The organism is Pseudomonas sp. S8 (assembly GCF_050473925.1).
In the GTDB taxonomy this organism is placed as follows: domain Bacteria; phylum Pseudomonadota; class Gammaproteobacteria; order Pseudomonadales; family Pseudomonadaceae; genus Aquipseudomonas; species Aquipseudomonas parakoreensis.
In genome coordinates this window covers 1,193,468-1,209,493 of record NZ_JBFDVZ010000016.1, presented here as the reverse complement: position 1 = coordinate 1,209,493, position 16,026 = coordinate 1,193,468, and the positions used below count along the sequence as shown (strand labels likewise).

Below are 16,026 nucleotides of genomic sequence, written 5' to 3'. Positions count from 1 at the left end.
TCTCCAAAACAGTCAAGTCAGGGAGATTCTGCCATCGATTGGATCCCGGGAGGTGTTTGTGAAAAAGTGTGTGCTCCTGACCTGACGAGTGCCTGACATCGCTACCAAACCGCGATATGCGAATCCGCCCTCGGCTCGGTCCCGCCACACAGCACACCCGTCACCGGATCACGCAAAATGATCTGCCCGCGTCCGTAATCCGTCAGGTCACTGGCGATCTGCACCTCATGTCCACGACGGGCCAACGCATTGGCCAGATCCCTTGAAGCGCCCTGCTCGATGCCGACCTTCATGCCGCCGAGCCACTGCCAGCGCGGCGCGTCCAGTGCCGACTGCGGGTTCAGGCCGAAATCCACCAGATTCATGACCATCTGCACATGGCCTTGCGGCTGCATGTAGCCGCCCATTACGCCGAACGGTCCCAGCGCCTGGCCGTCCTTGGTGAGGAAGCCGGGAATGATCGTGTGAAAGGTCTTTTTCCCCGGCGCCAACGCGTTGGCGTGCTCGGGATCAAGGCTGAATTCCTGGCCGCGATTCTGCAGGGCGATGCCGCTGTCGGGCAGCACCACGCCTGAGCCGAAACCGTGGTAATTGCTCTGGATGAACGAAACCATATTGCCCTGCCCATCCGCCGTAGCCAGATACACCGTCCCGCTGGCATGAGGATCACCCGGCTTCGGCGGCTGCGCCTGTTCACCGATCTGAGCGCGGCGGCGGGCGCTGTACTCGTCGCTCAGTAGATCGGCGACGGCCACGCGCATGTGCAAAGGATCAGTGATGTAGTGCAGGCCATCGCTGTAGGCCAGTTTCATCGCTTCCAGCTGGCGGTGCCAGGTCTGTTGGCTGTCACGGTGGTCGAAGTCGAAGCCTTGAAGAATTTTCAGCGCCATCAGCGCCACCAGCCCTTGCCCGCTCGGCGGGATTTCCCAGACATCCACGCCGCGATAATTGACGTGGATGGGCTCGACCCACTGCGCGCGGTAATGCTCAAGATCCGTGGCGCGCAGATAGCCGCCCGTTGCCCGCGAATGCGCATCCAGGCGTTGCGCCAAATCGCCGCGATACAAACTCTCGCAACGCGTGAGGGCCAGTTCTTCGAGGGTTCGCGCCTGCGCCGGGTTACGGAAAATCTCTCCGGCCCTGGGCGCACGACCGTCAATCAGGAACGTGTCGAACCAGGCCTGCAGCCCTTCATTGCGATGGGGACTGAACTCATCCAGCGCGACCTGCCATTGATGGGCAACCACCGGCGACAGCGGAAAACCGTCTCTGGCCAGACTGATCGCCGGTTGCAGCAGATCGGCGAACGGCAACACACCAAAACGTTGCGACAGCTCGGCCCAGGCCGATGGGCAACCGGGCACCGTCACGGGCGTCCAGCCATACAACGGCATTTGCTCATGGCCGGCCGCCTTCACCGCTTCGATGCTCAGACCGGCCGGGGCATGGCCGTTGGCATTGAGGCCATGCAACTGATCCTTGAACCAGACCAGCGCAAACGCATCGCCGCCCAGGCCACACCCCGTAGGCTCGACCACGGTCAGCGCCGCCGCCGTGGCGATGGCCGCGTCAATCGCGTTACCGCCCTTTTGCAGCATCTCGATACCGGCCTGCGCGGCCAAAGGTTGGGACGCCGCAACCATGCCACGACGGGCGAAGACGCTTTGGCGTTGCGACGGATAAGGGTATTCGTGAGCAGAAAATTTCAACATGGCAAAGGCTCTTCAAATCAGCAATTCATTGGCCGGACTTGATCCGGTTCCATTCGCGGGTGATCAGACGCTGGATGTTTTCCGGCAGATCGGCGGAGACGAAGGCGTGGTTGATCAGGTCGTCAGTCGGGTAGATCCCCGGATTGCCGCTGACCTTGGGGTCCATCAGCGCCGTGGCATCCTTGTTCGGGTTGGCGTATCCGACGTAATCGCTGACCGGTGCAATCACCTCTGGGCGCAGCAGGTAATTGATAAACGCATGGGCGTTGGCGACGTTAGCGGCGTCTTTGGGGATCGCCAGCATGTCGAACCAGAGGTTCACGCCTTCCTTGGGAATCAGGTAGCGGATGTCGATGTTTTTGCCCGCCTCGCGCGCCCGGGTCTGGGCCTGCATCACGTCACCGGAGTAGCCGATCGCCACGCAAATGTCGCCGTTGGCCAGGTCGGCGGTGTACTTCGACGAGTTGAAATAGGTCACCGAAGGCCGCAACGTCATCAGCAGTTTCGACGCCTGCTTGTAATCGTCAGGCTTGACGCTGTTAGGGTCCAGCCCGAGGTAAAGCAGGGCCTGAGGAATGATCTTCACCGGTGCATCGAGAAAAGCCACGCCGCAGCTTTTCAGTTTGGCGAGGTTCTGCGGGTCGAACACCATTGACCAGGAATCGAGCGGCACATCCTTGCCCAGCACGGCGCGGACTTTCTCCTCGTTGTAGCCGATGCCTACCGTGCCCCACATGTACGGCACGGCGTATTGGTTGCCGGGGTCGGCAGCCTGCAGACGTTGCATCAAACGCGGGTCGAGGTGCTTCCAGTTATCGAGCAATCCGCGTTGCAGCGGCTGATAGGCGCCGGCGCGAATCTGCTTGGACAAAAACTGGCTGGACGGCACCACCACGTCATAGCCCGAATGCCCGGAGAGCAACTTGGCTTCGAGCATTTCATTGGTGTCGAAAATGTCGTACTGAACCTTGATCGTGCTGGCCTTTTCAAAGTTCTTCAGCGTATCGGGGCCGATGTAATCGGACCAGTTGTAGACCTTCACCACCGAGTCGGCGGCCTGAAGCATGGGGACCACGGCGGCGCAGCACAGCGCCGCGAACACACTCGATAAACGCATCGTCGATTTCCTTGTGAAATTCACAGCACGCGGCTGAGGAAGGCCTGGGTTCGGGGATGAGTCGGACGGCTGAAGATCTGTTCCGGCGGGCCTTGTTCGATCAGTTCGCCCTGATCGAGCACCACCACCCGGTCGGCGACCTCGCGGGCAAAGCCCATTTCATGGGTGACCACGACCATGGTCATGCCCTCCTCGGCCAGCTCTTTCATCACTTGCAGAACCTCGCCGACGGTTTCCGGGTCGAGGGCGCTGGTGGGTTCGTCGAACAGCATCGCCTGCGGTTTCATCGCCAACGCTCGGGCGATCGCCACTCGTTGCTGCTGGCCGCCGGAAAGCATCGACGGGTAATGCCCGGCCTTGTCTGCCAGCCCGACTCGCTTGAGCAAGGCTCGCGCCTGTTCCAGCGCAGCCTGGCGTGGCACACCCAACACCTGAATCGGTGCTTCGATGATGTTTTCCAGAGCGGTCATGTGCGGGAACAGGTTGAAGCGCTGGAACACCATGCCGATGTCGCGACGCTGGCGAGCGATGTTGCGCTCCGAATCACGCACCAGACTGCCGTCCGCCCGGGTGCGATAACCCATGGGCCGACCGCTGACCCGGATCTCCCCGCCCTGAATGTCTTCGAGCAGGTTGATGCAGCGGATAAACGTGGTTTTGCCCGAGCCCGAAGCGCCGATCAGCACCACCACTTCGCCACGGCGTACTTGCAGCGAGATGCCCTTGAGAATCTGTAGATCGCCGAAGGCCTTGTGAATGTTCAGCGCTTCGATGATCAGTTCGTCATTTGGCTGCGCCATGATTAGCGTCCCCTCAGCAGTTTCAGAGTGCTGCGACCGAACATCCGACTGGACGCCGGCGGTGGCGCAGAAGGTCGGTCGGACTGGCCGAAGCGGTTCTCCAGCCAGCGCTGAAAGAAGCCCCACAGCGTGGTGAGCAACAGGAAATAAATCGCCACCACCAGGTACAACTCGAACACCCGAAAAGTCGCCGAGGTGACCATCTGCGTGCTGAGCAACAGCTCTTGCACGCCGATCACGCTGACCAGCGTGGTGTTTTTCAGCATCACGTTGAACTCGTTGCCCAGCGGCGGCACGATCACCCGGAACGCTTGTGGCAGGACGATTCGGCGCATCAGTTTGGCGAAGGTCATGCCCAGCGAACGCCCGGCCTCGTACTGGCCCTTGTCCACGGCGCCGATACCGGCGCGGATGATCTCGGCCATGTACGCGCCTTCGTTGAGCCCCAGAGCAATGATCGCCGCCTGAATGTTGCCGGGCACCACCAGCCCGAACAGCTCAATGTCTTCGAAGCGAAAAATCCCGCCCGCCGCCAGCGCGGTGTAGAGGAAGACGATCTGCACCAGCAACGGCGTGCCGCGCATCAGCCACACATAAAAACGCACGGGCAGATGCAGCAACGGGTTCTTCGACAAACGCAACAATGCAGCGGCCAACCCCAGCACACAGCCCAGCAGCATTGCCAGCACACTGATCAGGCAGGTCAGCCAGAGCCCGGTGAGATAAACCCCGCTCGGCTGCAACAGGTATTGCCAGAACACATCCCAATTGAAGTTCATCAACGCTTACCTCAATCGAGTGTGTCGCTGGAAACGTGCCATTTGCTCAGAAGCTGGTTGTAGCTGCCGTCGCTGCGCATGTCGGTGATGATCTGCTGCACCGCAGCGCTCAGTTGCGCATCGTCCTTGCGGATGCCCAGGCCGGTAAGGATCCGGCTGAAGGCCGGGACGCCTTCTTCGAACAGATCCGGAGCCATCGCGGCGTAATAACCGGCGGTTTCCACCGTGGTGCCGTAAGCGTCGACCTGATTGATGCGCAAGGCCTGGAAGGCATCGGTGTCGGTGTTGTAGACCACCAGTTTCATCGGTGGCTTGCCGGCCTTGGTCAGGCTTTCACTTTCCGCATCGAGCAAGGTCTTGATGGTCGAGCCGTTAAGCACTGCGATCTTGTGCCCGCTCAGATCCGCCAGGGTTTTCAGCGCCTTCGGATTGCCTTTAGGCACGACGACTGCCTGGCTGGAATACATGTAGTTGACGATGTCGATCACCTCGCGGCGCTCGGGCTTGTCGAACAGCTGGTCGACGATCATGTCGCACTGTTTGGCGAGCAAGGCCGGGAGCAGTCCGGAAAACGGAATCACCCGCCAATCGACCTTCTTGTCGCCCAGGCGCTTGGCGATTTCCAGGCCCAGGTCGACGGTCAGTCCTTTGGGCTTTTGCGCTTCATCGAAAGACACCAGCGGCGGCGAATCCATGCCCGAGCAATAGGTCAGTTTGTCGACCTTGACCAGACGCTCCGGCACCGTGGGTGCAGCGAGCGCCCATTGCGAACAGAGTCCGAGGGAAATTGCAGCCAATAACAGGCGAGACGTATGCATGACCAGACACTCCAGTTCGGTTAGTAACGGGCAGTACTCAACGTCAAAACATCGGCGGACTCGTGTTCCGCTCTGTGGTTATTTTTCCGATTGCAAAAATTTGATCAGCTCGGGCACCGTGCCTTCGATGTGCTCGCGCACCACGGCTTCGGCCTTGCTGGCGTCGCCGGCACGAATCGCATCAAGGATGATCTGGTGCTCCTGGCGGGCGCTCAGGGGCTTTTCGATGTGCTGCAGCCACAGGCGCATGGGCGCTTCGATCAGCGCGTAGAGGGCGCTGATCTGCTTGAGCAACCGAGGGCGCTCGCTGAGGCTGCACAGGTATTCATGGAACTTGCGATGGCGGCTGACCCACGCCGCACTCTCGTCGCGGTAGTCATCCATTTCATCGAGAAGCCGTTCCAGCGCCGTCAACTGACGCTCGCTGATCTTGGGCACCGCGATGCGAATCGCCAGGCCCTCTAGCGCACTGCGCATCTCGAACACTTCGTGCATCTGCTCGACATCCAGACCACTGACCACCGCGCCGCGATTGGGCCTCAGCGTCACCAGACCCTGCGCATCGAGACGGCGAAACGCTTCGCGCACCGGCATGCGGCTCATGCCGATTTCACTGGCGATGTCCTCGGCTATCAACCGGTCGCCCTTGCGGTACCGACCACCGCAGATGCCCTCCAACAGAAAGTTGTAGGCCTCTTCTTCGGCGGTCATCGGTTGACGTTGATCGAAGGCAGGAGCGAATTGCATGGCAGCACCTTTTGTCTTTTTGTATCCAATTATCCACGGATACAAAAAAGCACGATGCATGCCAGATTTCGCATGAGCGTTCCATGCTTTTGATTTGTATGGTTTAAGTCGCAAATCTGCCATAAGCCCCTGCCGTGCAAGACTCGAGAGGTGCTACCCGATCGCCCATGACGAGCTCCACAAAGGTGCAATTCGGTAGCCGGGTAACACGCCACGACAAGCCCCGGCAGGGCACGGCACGCTTGCGGTCCGTTTCACTTCGTCACCATCATCTTTCTGCAGGCTCACTTAACTTCCATTAAAACCGCGATAACAACTACTAAAATTATTACCAATGACTCTTATACCCTGTCAGAACTGACAGTAGTGCTGGTTTTGAGCACGCCTTACTCTCACGCCAACACCACGCTTTTCAATTGAACACTTTTGGCCTTTGTTTATTTGGAGTGGTTCCTTAATAACAGGAGAAACATTATGTCCATAAGTGCCCCTATCATCGACACACCCGAAAATGGCGCAAGTATGCAGACGACTTCGGTTGTTCGCGGTCGCGGCAAACCCAATTGCAAAGTGACCATCAATCAATCAGGTACAGGATATGAATGGGGGGTAGGCTGGGTTGACTCGCGTGGAATCTGGGAGATCCAACTTATTCTCGCCGCAGACCCTAATGAGACCTACTGGATAACTGCTCGACAGTTTGACAGCGATGGTACCCCGTCGGGCTGGGCAAATAATGTCAGTTTTAAGGTCGTCGATGGCGACTTTGGGGTTAATCTCAGTGGCTCTATTGCAATTCAGCGCCCGCAATCAGGAGAAATCACCCCGCTTAGACCTTTAGTTGAAGGCACCGCTACGTCGCGCGCTGCGATACAGCTATATGAAGCTGGTAGCGGTAACCCTGTAGGAGGGCCTGTTTATGCAGGTGAAGACGGGCGCTGGTCTGCCGTCTACGAAGCAGCCATTATTCCTTGGCAGCAATATGGCGTGACTGCGAAACAGAGGGGGAAGAATGGGTCAGAGAGCGATTGGGCAGATAATGTGTATTTCACCGTAGAACTCATCGTTCAAGGCCCTCCTGTAATTCAACGCCCGGGCCGCGGGTCATTTGTCGATCCTAATCCTGAAGTCAGTGGCAAGGCTAAGCCCTATGCAAAAGTAGAGCTATACAAAAGCTATGTCGGGACCTTGTTGGGAACGACTTATGCCGATCAGAACGGGAATTGGTCCATTCGCTGTAACGAGGCCAGTGTCCGGGGCCAGCAATATGAGGTGACTGCCACCCAATCTGGGACAAATGGGCAGAGCGGATGGGCGGAAAATGTGTCTTTCACGGTGAATAGGTCAGCTCCAGGCAACGTCACAACTCCTCCTGAAATTCGCCAAGCAAAACTTGAATTTGGCCCACCTGGAGAAACTATTATTCATTACACAGGTACCGCTATACCCGTTGCCAAAGTGACTCTTTTCGACATAAAAGCCTCCAAGGTACTGGAGACGACCACAGCCAACCAGGACGGGAGTTGGAATATGTATCTTTATATGAAAAACATAGAGTCTGATCAGGGTCAATATAGAGTGTATGCCACGCAAGCAGGAACAGATGGAGTGCAGAGCAGTCGCTCGAATGAGTGGACTTTTCCAGTGCCTAAATAGTTCTGAGCTTACCCTCTCGACCAATAAATTATGAAGTAGAAACGTGCCATGCCTGCTTAAAGCGATCGCGAGTTAGTGGCACTCAATGTCGAAACCTCTCCACACCCTGCAGTTCAACTGCAGGTTTTTTCTCTGTTCCCTTGTTTGGCCACACGCTGTCAACCACCGTCGGATTCAAGAAATTACTGACGGGCTCATTGCAGGTCCGACGCTCAAAAACGTTCAGCATCGATTTTAAACTTGTGCAGGTGCGTATTGCTGCAGACCGCACCGTCCCCTGCGGTCCGTTTCACTGCGTCACCACCACCTTGCCGATCATCTGCGGATGCAACACGCAAAAATATTCAAACTCCCCCGGCGTATCGAATACCCAGGAAAAGCTGTCATTGGTGTCCAGCGCACCCGAGCGAAACACCTTGTGGGTTTCCGCCACCGTGTGCGGGATCTGATCATCATTGACCCACGTCACCTTGGTGCCGACGGCCACGGTCAGGTCCTTGGGGGCGAACATGAATTCCTTGATGTCGATCTTCACTTCCGCTGCCCACACCGGCATCGCCAGCAACAGGCCCACCAGTGCCAATAGTCGCGTTTTCATCGGTTTGCCCTCGGTTACACCAGTGTCGAATCAATCAGGGCCAGCGGGTGATCGCCCTGGGTCGCGCGCACATCGGTGATCCCCAGGTAATTGCGCAATTGATCCGCCGCCACCGTCATCGGTCCCGGTGACGGTGCTGCGCCCGGTGCTGGCTGCGGATAGGCGGTGCCACGGGCGGTGTGGAAGGTCATGTTGCCCTCGACTTTCTGGATCACCTGATGGATGTGCCCGTTGAGCACCGTCACCGAGCCGTACTTGCGCAGCATCGCGATCGCCTGATCGCCGTCCTCGGTGCCCCAGCCCCACGGCTGATAAACCGTCCACAACGGGATGTGGGTGAACACGACGATGGGCGTGCTGCTGCTGACTGCGCGCAAGTCATCGGCCAGCCAGGCGAGTTGCTCGGCGCCGAGGGTGGCTTCATGACCGGCCTGGAAATTGAAGACATTGATCAGCCCGATGAAATGCACGCCATGATCATCAAAGCTATACCAGCCGTTACCTTTGGTGCCCTTGCCGTAACGCTCCAGGTACAGCTTGCCGCCGCCCTCGTCGAGGGTGTCGTGTTCGCCGGGGACGTAATGCACGGTGGATGGCAGGCCCTTGAGCAACTGTGCGGCGGTGTCGAATTCTTCGGGCTTGGACAGGTGGGTGATGTCACCAGTGTGCAAGATCAGCGATGGCCGTCTGGGCAGCGCGATGACCTTGTCGATGGCCACCTGCAAGGTCTTGACCGGTTCGGGATTAGCTTCCTTGTTGAAGCCGATGTGCGAATCGCTGATCTGCACGAAGTGAAAGGTGCTGTCCAGCGCCTTGGGATCGCTGACGTTGCCTGCGTCATCCAGCGCAAAGGCTTTGGGGATGCCACCGCTCAGGGCCCAGAGAACCCCGGCCCCGGCCCACGCCGAGCATTTGAGCAGGGTTCGCCGGTCCGGGTTGAGCGGGCCGTCGGTGCGCAGCGGGTGTTTTGCTTGAATGTCCATCGATGTGTCCTCGCGGGCGAACTACAGTGAGGTAGCTGACACGAGGTAAACCTTGCGGCGTGAGGCTTTATTCCACGGCAAAAAATAAATCTTTTTGCGCGAATAAAACCTGCCGCAGCGCGGTTACAGGGGGGTGACGGTGCGGAACCGACCATGAAGCGATTTGAGGAATTGATTGCGCCCCATCTGGACGCGGCCTACAACCTTGCGCGCTGGCTTACTGGCAACGACAGCGCTGCGCGCGACGTCGTGCAGGAAAGCGCCCTGCGCGCCTTCCGGTTTTTGCAACGTTTCGCCGATGGCAACGCCAAGGCGTGGTTTCTGACCATCGTGCGCAACGAAAGCTACACCTGGCTCAAGGCTTCGGCCGGGCGCCATTGGGTCGCCATCGATGACGACCGGGTCGCTGACGAAGGCCCGCTGAGCCACAGCCAGACCCCGGAACTGCTGGCCATTCACATGGAAAATGCCGCCTTGCTCCAGCAGGCGCTGAGTGCCCTGCCGCCGGTGTTTCGCGAGGTGATTGTGCTCAAGGAACTCGAAGACATGCCTTACAAGGACATCGCCCTGGTGGTCGATATTCCGATTGGCACCGTCATGTCCAGACTGGCTCGGGCACGTGCCCTGCTCAAGCTCGAACTACTGAAGTTGCACGATCATGAATGAACTCGACTGCGCGGTTTGCCAGACACAGTTGCACGGCTATCTGGATCAGGAACTGGATCCGGCGACGGCGGCGCAGGTGACCGCGCACTTGAGCACCTGTGCCGAATGCGCGCAGCTGCACGAGCAAGCGAAATTGCTCAAGGTCAGCGTGAAGCGCCATGTACCCTACTACCCCGCGCCCGCTGCATTGGCGGCGAGCGTGTTCGCCGCAGACAAACCTGAGCCGACGTTCATCCAGCGCTGGCTAAAATGGCTGGCCCCGGCCTTTTCCGCCGCCGCGCTGGCTCTGGCGCTGGTGCTGTATGTCGCCACTCCCGGCAGCGAGCAACCCTTGATCGACGAGGCCGTGTCCAGCCACGTACGCTCGTTGATGGGCGAACACCTCAACGACGTGGTGTCGTCCGATCGCCACACCGTCAAACCGTGGTTCACCGGCAAACTCGATTTCTCGCCGCCGGTATTCGACTACACGGCGCAAGGCTTCCCCTTGCTTGGCGGGCGTCTGGATTACCTGCAACACCAGACCACCGCCGCCCTGAGCTACGGGCATGCCAAGCACATCATCAACCTGTTCATCCTGCCGACGAGCGAGGCAGACCAAGCCGTGCAGAGTCACAGCGTGCGCGGATTCAACGTGGTCTCGTGGCAGGCCGCTCATATGCGTTTCGTGCTGGTGTCGGATGTGGAGAAAGGAGAATTGGAGGTCTTGGGGCAGTTGCTCAGAGCGCAATGACGTTGCGCCAAAGGCAAAATCCCCGCGTATTCACTACGCTTGAGAAATCCGCCGCAGCGCCATTGCCAACAACAGATTGAACAATGCGCTCGGGCCGCTGTTCCAGATGAGCAAACCCTAGCTACCAAGGACGAGCATATGGACAGTTTCGCTCCTGCCACGCCGGTTCCGCCTCAGCAAAGCGCCATTACCCGCCGCCTGGCATTTGCGGTCGCCACGCTGTTCATCGTCGGGGTGATTGCTGCGATTGGCACCCTGCTCAGCATTGCCGCTCGCCTGGATCGCGAGGATGTCGAGCAAACCCGCTTCTATACGGCCCGCGCCCTGGAAAATCGCATTGCGACCTCCAAAAGCTACATCACCAGCTATGCCGACTGGACCACGGCTTACGAACACTTGCACACCCGCGTCGATACCGACTGGGCCTACACCCAGCAGAACATCGGCAAGACCCTGTTCACCAGCGACGGTTACGACGGCGTGTTTGTGCTGGATCGCAGCCGCACGAAGTACGCCGTCGTGCAAGGACAACTCGCCGACGTGGACGTCGGCAGTCTGCTCAAGGCTTCTGCCGCGTCATTGATTGATCAGGTGCAAAACCAGGCTGATCTGACTGTACCTATCAATACCTATTCGCTGTTCGACGGATGGCCGGCACTGGTTACGGCAGCGGCAATTCTGCCCAACGACGAACGTCCGGTGGGCGATCCGACACAGACCTCGGTGCTGGTGTTCGTCGACAAGCTGACGCCTGCCAAACTGCAGGCGATCGGCACTGCCTATGGCCTGCAAAACCTGAAACTTACGGCGGATGACACGCTTGCCGACGAACAGCCTCGGGTGTCGCTGAACAACACCGGTTACAGCCTCAGCGCAGACCTTGAACGTCCCGGCCGGCAACTGCTGTGGTCACTGCTGCCAACCCTCGGCGCCGTGCTGGCCGTGCTGATGCTGTTGACCGCCTATTTCTTGCGTCACGCCGTGCGATCTTCAACCTACGTCGACCACAGTTTCAGCACGCTGCAGGCTTCGAATCAGGCACTGGAGGCGGCCAACCATGCGCTGGAAGCCAGTGAAGAACGGTTTCGCGCGGTCGCCGAAGCGGCGTCGGACTGGATCTGGGAAGTCGACAGACACTTGCGCCTGACCTATCTCTCGGCGCGCTTCAGCGAAGTGACCGGCTACCCGCAAAGCGAGTGGCTGGGCCAGGGCATTGGGCAATTGGTGTCGTGCGATACCACGCCGCTGGAGCTGTGGCTGAAGAAACTCACCGAGGACAGCAATGCCAGCGACTTGCGTTGCACCTACCGCGATCACGCCGGACAGCAACGCCACTGTCGACTGTCGGCGCGGCCAATTATCGAGAAGCAAACCGTGGTCGGCTATCGCGGCACCGCCAGCGACATCACCGACGAAGTCGCCGCCCATGCGCAGATCCAGCACCTGTCGATGCACGACGCCCTCACCGGCCTGCCCAATCGCAACCAGTTGGCGCGTTATCTGGATGAAGCGCTGCTGCTCAAGGAGCACGCGCCGCCGCTGTCGCTGCTGGTGATCGACCTGGACAACTTCAAGCCGATCAACGACTCCCTCGGCCATCCGGCAGGCGACGCGGTGTTGCAGGAAGTCGCCAGTCGTCTGCGCGAATGCACCCGCGAGCACGACATCGTCGCACGCCTGGGTGGCGACGAATTCGTTGTGGTGCTCAATGGCATGGACACTCGGCAAGAGGTCGACCGCTTTTGTACCCGGCTGGTCGAGAGCCTGCATCAACCGATGCTCTTCGAGCACCATCCGTTGCACGTCGGGGCCAGCATCGGTATCGCCCTGAGCCGCCGCCAGGGCTTCGTGCCCAGCGAGTTGATCCGTTGCGCCGACATCGCGCTCTATCAGGCCAAGTCCGAGGGCAAAAACACCTGGTGCTATTTCGAAGCGCACATGAACGACCAGATCCAGACCCGCCGGCAAATGGAAAGCGACCTGCGCGGCGCGCTGAAAAACGACGAATTCATTCTGCATTACCAGCCGCGCTACACCGTCGACGGCAAGCACATCGTCTCGGTCGAGGCGCTGGTGCGCTGGCAGCACCCGACCAAGGGTCTGCTGGGCCCGGACGTGTTCATCGGCCTGGCGGAACAGACCGATCTGATCGTGGCGCTGGGACGCTGGGTGTTGCGCGAAGCCTGTGAAACCGCACTCGAATGGCCGTCAGACATCCTCCTGTCGTCAACCTGTCACCGGCACAGTTCGCCCTCAGCGATGTCGTCGAAGACGTACGCGAAGCGCTGATCCAGACCCGTTTCCCGGCCAGTCGCCTGGAACTGGAAATCACCGAAAACGTGATGCTCGTCGACACCGACGGCGCGCTGGCCACGATGAATGCGCTCAAGCAACTCGGCGTGCGCCTGAACATGGACGACTTTGGCACCGGCTATTCGTCTCTCGGCTACCTGCGCGCCTACCCGTTCGACGGGATCAAGATCGACAAGCGCTTCATCGCCTCGATCAGCAACGGCGCCAACGATCGCGCCGTGGTCCAGGCGATCATCGGCCTGGGTAAAGCCATGGGCCTGACCGTGACCGCCGAAGGCGTGGAAACCGAGGAGCAACTGGCGATTCTGGGCAAGGATCAGTGCAACGAGGTTCAGGGCTATTTCATGAGTCGGCCCATCGACAAAGCGGCATTTGCCCGGTTGCTGCAAACCGCCAGAACCGGGCCGGCCGATCATGCGCCGTCGAAGAAAGGTCGCGTCATCTAGCCGGCCTTGTATCACTGCCATTCAATCATTGAAATGCACAAAGCCCGTTTCGACACGCGTTGTTAATACGGTTTTCCTGTTGACTTCAATTGGTTTTGTTCAGGGTGTGTTTAGGGCCGTCATGCTTGAATAGTCCTCGCCGCGGGCCAGGCTCAACATCAATCTCGCGCCACACAGAAGTTCAATGCAGGCGTCACCGGACTGTCAGGATTGCGGTCAAAAGAACAACTTCACTAAAGGGTTAACGATGGATCGATATGATGCCCCGCTTGTTGTAGAGCGCACTTCGCGGGTTGGAATGTTGACGGGACTGATTACGAGAAATCCATGCCTGAGCATTTTTTTCATGACACTGGCCGTGTTCATGGCATTGCAGTACAAACCCGCGGTCCTCAACTACACAACACGCTTTGTCGACTTTGCCGATTACATGTTGCTGCACGGCATCACACTGTTCCCGATTGCCGACGACCTCAAACCCTATCCCGACTACACGGTCCTCAATACCTTGTTGGTCTACCTGGTGTCCTTGCCATTCGGCCGGGTATCCGTTCTTTCCATGGGTTTTCCGTCCTGTGTGGCCGCGTCGCTGATGCTGGTATTCATTTATCGACTGGGCGCGCTGCACAGCAAGAAGTGGGGGGCGTACGGCGTTCTTTTCAGTCTGCTGACCTGGGCTTTTCTCGACGGCGTCAACTCGCTGGCACTGGATATCTATCCGGCACTGTTAACGGTGATGTGCTTCTACTTTGCCTATACGGCCGAGATCAAAAAAGACCCGCGCCGCCTGGTGTTTCTGTACGTCGGGCTGGCACTGGGTTTCGCTTTTCGTGGGCCTATCGGCTTGATCGGACCTGCGAGTGTCATTGGCGCTTATTACTTACTGAGCCGGCAGTGGCGCATGCTGCTGTTGTTTTCACTGCTCTCGGGGGTGATTCTGACTGTTGGGGTGGTGTTACTGGCCTGGGCGGCCTACGTGCAAGGAGGGCCAGCGTTCCTCGACGAAGTGCTGAACATGCAGGGCATCGCACGCTTCGGTTCCGACCACGCGCCACGCTATTACTTCTACTTCTCGGCAGGTCTGCTGACCTACGGCATCACGGTGTTTTACGCCATCAACGTCATTCTCAAGAAGTACAAACTGTTCTTCCGTTCGAACCGCGATAGAAACATCGACCTGCTGCGCTATCTAACCGGCTGGCTGCTAGTGCTGCTGGTGCTGTTCACCCTTCCGAGTTCCAAGAAAGCACGCTATATCCTGGCAATCACCCCGGCAATTTCACTGCTGGCCGCTTACCTCTTCGTCAGCAAGGAAGCCGCCTTCGTCCGCGCCAAAAACGGCCTGCTCAACGTCTGCCTGAAGTTGCCCCTGCTTGGGTTGGGGATGCTGGTGGCGGTGCTGGTCTACAACAACTTCGCCGATGTTTCGTTACAGCCCAACTACCTGGGCGTAGTCTTGGGATTGTCTGCGCTACTGAGCTTCTACCATGGCAAACACCAGTATTTCGCCGAGCATCTCTATCGCGAGTTCATGACGCTGTCGTTTGGCGTAGCGGCTTTTCTGATTCTGGATATGTTTTTCTTCAACCCGATCACCTATCACCTGGAACTCATGATCGAACCCACACCGAAGTTTTTGCCGTATTGGTTTTGGTGAAGCCTCTTCCTGATTCATGAGTAAGCAACACGACTATTCAGTATCCACATGTTGATATCTGACAGGGTCATGACGCATCCAAGGTACTGAATCGGCGGCAGGGCCTGCACAAAAGCGGTCGTTTGGAGCGGGAAAAAATAGAGATGTCGCCCGCTATCGCGAGCGACACCTTCATCCACAGCCCCCTAATCAAGCCTTCTTGTTCGCCTCTTCCAGCGCTTTTTCAGCGTTGAACCCGTCGAAGTTCTCGAATACGCCCAGAAAGCCCGGTACGGTTACTTCTCGCGCCCAGTCGCGCTGTAGTTCGCAGTACATTTGCACCCGACTGATGAGCTTCGCGCCCGCCTGTTCCATTCTGCGCAACGCCGCCTCGTGCGCGGCGAGCGATGTGCCGCCGACCGCATCGACCGGCACATAAACGTCATAACCTTCCTGAATCGCGTCGAGCACCGGGAAGGTCAGGCACGCTTCGGTCCAGAGTGCAGTCATGATCAGCTTCTTGCGCCCGAGCGCCTTGACTGCCTGCTTGAATTGCGTGTCCTCCCAACTGTTGATCGATGTGCGGTCATAGGTCGGCAGATGGCCGAGCACCTTTTGCAACTCCTGAATCGGCGGCTTGTTGCGGCCGGTCGCGACATTGACTGTCGAGTGAATGATCGGAAGGTTGTAGTTGACCGCCGCCTTCGCGACGCTGGTTATGTTGAAGACGAGTTCATCACGCGGCATCGAGCGGATCGAAGAAACCTGAACAGGCTGATAATCGATGATGATCAACGCCGAGTTTTCCGGGGTCAGTAGCTGATCGGTATGGGGGTTGCGGAGAGTCTCGCTTGCCATCGGCAAATCCTTTTCATGGGTGACGCACGTTTGTGAATCAGGCCGGAGCCTGTGCGGGTGATGGATTCCGAGACACGTGCGAATGACGCCATGCCCGGAAAATCCATTGTGCTGTTCCCATGTTCGACGCAGTAGTAGCATTGCGCGACGTGCTGTGTCGCGAA

General features: G+C 58.5%; 13 protein-coding genes and 1 pseudogene. 5 read left to right on the top strand and 9 right to left on the bottom strand.

What is annotated here, in order from left to right; translation table 11 throughout:
- Positions 1-101: 101 nt before the first annotated feature.
- From AB1J88_RS06700 to AB1J88_RS06675, 6 genes are all read right to left on the bottom strand, one after another.
- The gene (locus AB1J88_RS06700; RefSeq protein ID WP_430290571.1) at positions 102-1,712 is read right to left on the bottom strand and encodes a gamma-glutamyltransferase family protein; all 1,611 of its coding nucleotides are present in this window, start codon (positions 1,710-1,712) and stop codon (positions 102-104) included.
- Between the two features lie 25 nt (positions 1,713-1,737).
- Positions 1,738-2,829, bottom strand: coding sequence for a polyamine ABC transporter substrate-binding protein (locus AB1J88_RS06695; RefSeq protein WP_430290570.1), 1,092 nt, complete (start codon positions 2,827-2,829; stop codon positions 1,738-1,740).
- Positions 2,830-2,849: 20 nt separating this feature from the next.
- A complete protein-coding gene (locus AB1J88_RS06690; RefSeq protein ID WP_041064030.1) occupies positions 2,850-3,629 on the bottom strand; it encodes an amino acid ABC transporter ATP-binding protein in 780 nt (259 codons plus the stop codon).
- Between the two features lie 2 nt (positions 3,630-3,631).
- Positions 3,632-4,408 (bottom strand): amino acid ABC transporter permease, encoded by a 777-nt coding sequence (locus tag AB1J88_RS06685; protein WP_007967116.1) that lies wholly within the window; start codon positions 4,406-4,408, stop codon positions 3,632-3,634.
- Positions 4,409-4,419: 11 nt separating this feature from the next.
- A complete protein-coding gene (locus AB1J88_RS06680; protein WP_430290569.1) occupies positions 4,420-5,226 on the bottom strand; it encodes an ABC transporter substrate-binding protein in 807 nt (268 codons plus the stop codon).
- Positions 5,227-5,304: 78 nt separating this feature from the next.
- Complete coding sequence (locus AB1J88_RS06675) at positions 5,305-5,973, bottom strand: GntR family transcriptional regulator (protein ID WP_041064037.1); 669 nt, start codon at positions 5,971-5,973, stop codon at positions 5,305-5,307.
- A gap of 474 nt (positions 5,974-6,447) precedes the next feature.
- Between AB1J88_RS06675 and AB1J88_RS06670 the strand changes: the two genes are divergently transcribed.
- A complete protein-coding gene (locus AB1J88_RS06670) occupies positions 6,448-7,629 on the top strand; it encodes an Ig-like domain-containing protein (RefSeq protein ID WP_430290568.1) in 1,182 nt (393 codons plus the stop codon).
- A gap of 289 nt (positions 7,630-7,918) precedes the next feature.
- Here AB1J88_RS06670 and AB1J88_RS06665 read toward each other — a convergent pair whose 3' ends face one another.
- Together AB1J88_RS06665 and AB1J88_RS06660 are read right to left on the bottom strand one after the other, a co-directional pair.
- Positions 7,919-8,227 carry a plastocyanin/azurin family copper-binding protein gene (locus AB1J88_RS06665; RefSeq protein WP_041064040.1) on the bottom strand — a complete coding sequence of 103 codons (309 nt, stop codon included), beginning with the start codon at positions 8,225-8,227 and terminating at the stop codon, positions 7,919-7,921.
- Between the two features lie 14 nt (positions 8,228-8,241).
- Complete coding sequence (locus tag AB1J88_RS06660; RefSeq protein WP_086791274.1) at positions 8,242-9,210, bottom strand: metallophosphoesterase family protein; 969 nt, start codon at positions 9,208-9,210, stop codon at positions 8,242-8,244.
- A gap of 153 nt (positions 9,211-9,363) precedes the next feature.
- Here AB1J88_RS06660 and AB1J88_RS06655 point away from each other — a divergent pair, with 153 nt between their 5' ends.
- The 4 genes and pseudogenes from AB1J88_RS06655 to AB1J88_RS06640 all read left to right on the top strand — a co-directional run bounded on the left by AB1J88_RS06655 (position 9,364) and on the right by AB1J88_RS06640 (position 15,025).
- On the top strand, positions 9,364-9,876 hold the full coding sequence (locus AB1J88_RS06655; RefSeq protein ID WP_041064046.1) for a sigma-70 family RNA polymerase sigma factor: 513 nt from the start codon (positions 9,364-9,366) through the stop codon (positions 9,874-9,876).
- On the top strand, positions 9,869-10,609 hold the full coding sequence (locus AB1J88_RS06650; protein WP_430290567.1) for an anti-sigma factor family protein: 741 nt from the start codon (positions 9,869-9,871) through the stop codon (positions 10,607-10,609). Before AB1J88_RS06655 ends, AB1J88_RS06650 begins: the two co-directional genes overlap by 8 nt.
- A 138-nt stretch (positions 10,610-10,747) precedes the next feature.
- A pseudogene (locus AB1J88_RS06645) lies at positions 10,748-13,368 on the top strand (bifunctional diguanylate cyclase/phosphodiesterase).
- Positions 13,369-13,714: 346 nt separating this feature from the next.
- The gene (locus AB1J88_RS06640; RefSeq protein ID WP_430292669.1) at positions 13,715-15,025 is read left to right on the top strand and encodes an ArnT family glycosyltransferase; all 1,311 of its coding nucleotides are present in this window, start codon (positions 13,715-13,717) and stop codon (positions 15,023-15,025) included.
- A gap of 189 nt (positions 15,026-15,214) precedes the next feature.
- Here the strand turns inward: AB1J88_RS06640 and AB1J88_RS06635 are convergent, their stop codons facing one another.
- Complete coding sequence (locus AB1J88_RS06635; protein WP_239776868.1) at positions 15,215-15,862, bottom strand: hydrolase; 648 nt, start codon at positions 15,860-15,862, stop codon at positions 15,215-15,217.
- Between the last annotated feature and the right edge of the window lie 164 nt (positions 15,863-16,026).

Bases quoted from the DNA above. Each gene is read 5' to 3' on its own strand.
- AB1J88_RS06680 (WP_430290569.1), bottom strand. From the start codon at position 5,226: ATGCATACGTCTCGCCTGTTATTGGCTGCAATTTCCCTCGGACTCTGT.
- AB1J88_RS06635 (WP_239776868.1), bottom strand. From the start codon at position 15,862: ATGGCAAGCGAGACTCTCCGCAACCCCCATACCGATCAGCTACTGACC.
- AB1J88_RS06640 (WP_430292669.1), top strand. From the start codon at position 13,715: ATGACACTGGCCGTGTTCATGGCATTGCAGTACAAACCCGCGGTCCTC.
- AB1J88_RS06655 (WP_041064046.1), top strand. From the start codon at position 9,364: ATGAAGCGATTTGAGGAATTGATTGCGCCCCATCTGGACGCGGCCTAC.
- AB1J88_RS06685 (WP_007967116.1), bottom strand. From the start codon at position 4,408: ATGAACTTCAATTGGGATGTGTTCTGGCAATACCTGTTGCAGCCGAGC.
- AB1J88_RS06670 (WP_430290568.1), top strand. From the start codon at position 6,448: ATGTCCATAAGTGCCCCTATCATCGACACACCCGAAAATGGCGCAAGT.
- AB1J88_RS06665 (WP_041064040.1), bottom strand. From the start codon at position 8,227: ATGAAAACGCGACTATTGGCACTGGTGGGCCTGTTGCTGGCGATGCCG.
- AB1J88_RS06660 (WP_086791274.1), bottom strand. From the start codon at position 9,210: ATGGACATTCAAGCAAAACACCCGCTGCGCACCGACGGCCCGCTCAAC.
- AB1J88_RS06690 (WP_041064030.1), bottom strand. From the start codon at position 3,629: ATGGCGCAGCCAAATGACGAACTGATCATCGAAGCGCTGAACATTCAC.
- AB1J88_RS06700 (WP_430290571.1), bottom strand. From the start codon at position 1,712: ATGTTGAAATTTTCTGCTCACGAATACCCTTATCCGTCGCAACGCCAA.
- AB1J88_RS06695 (WP_430290570.1), bottom strand. From the start codon at position 2,829: ATGCGTTTATCGAGTGTGTTCGCGGCGCTGTGCTGCGCCGCCGTGGTC.
- AB1J88_RS06650 (WP_430290567.1), top strand. From the start codon at position 9,869: ATGAATGAACTCGACTGCGCGGTTTGCCAGACACAGTTGCACGGCTAT.
- AB1J88_RS06675 (WP_041064037.1), bottom strand. From the start codon at position 5,973: ATGCAATTCGCTCCTGCCTTCGATCAACGTCAACCGATGACCGCCGAA.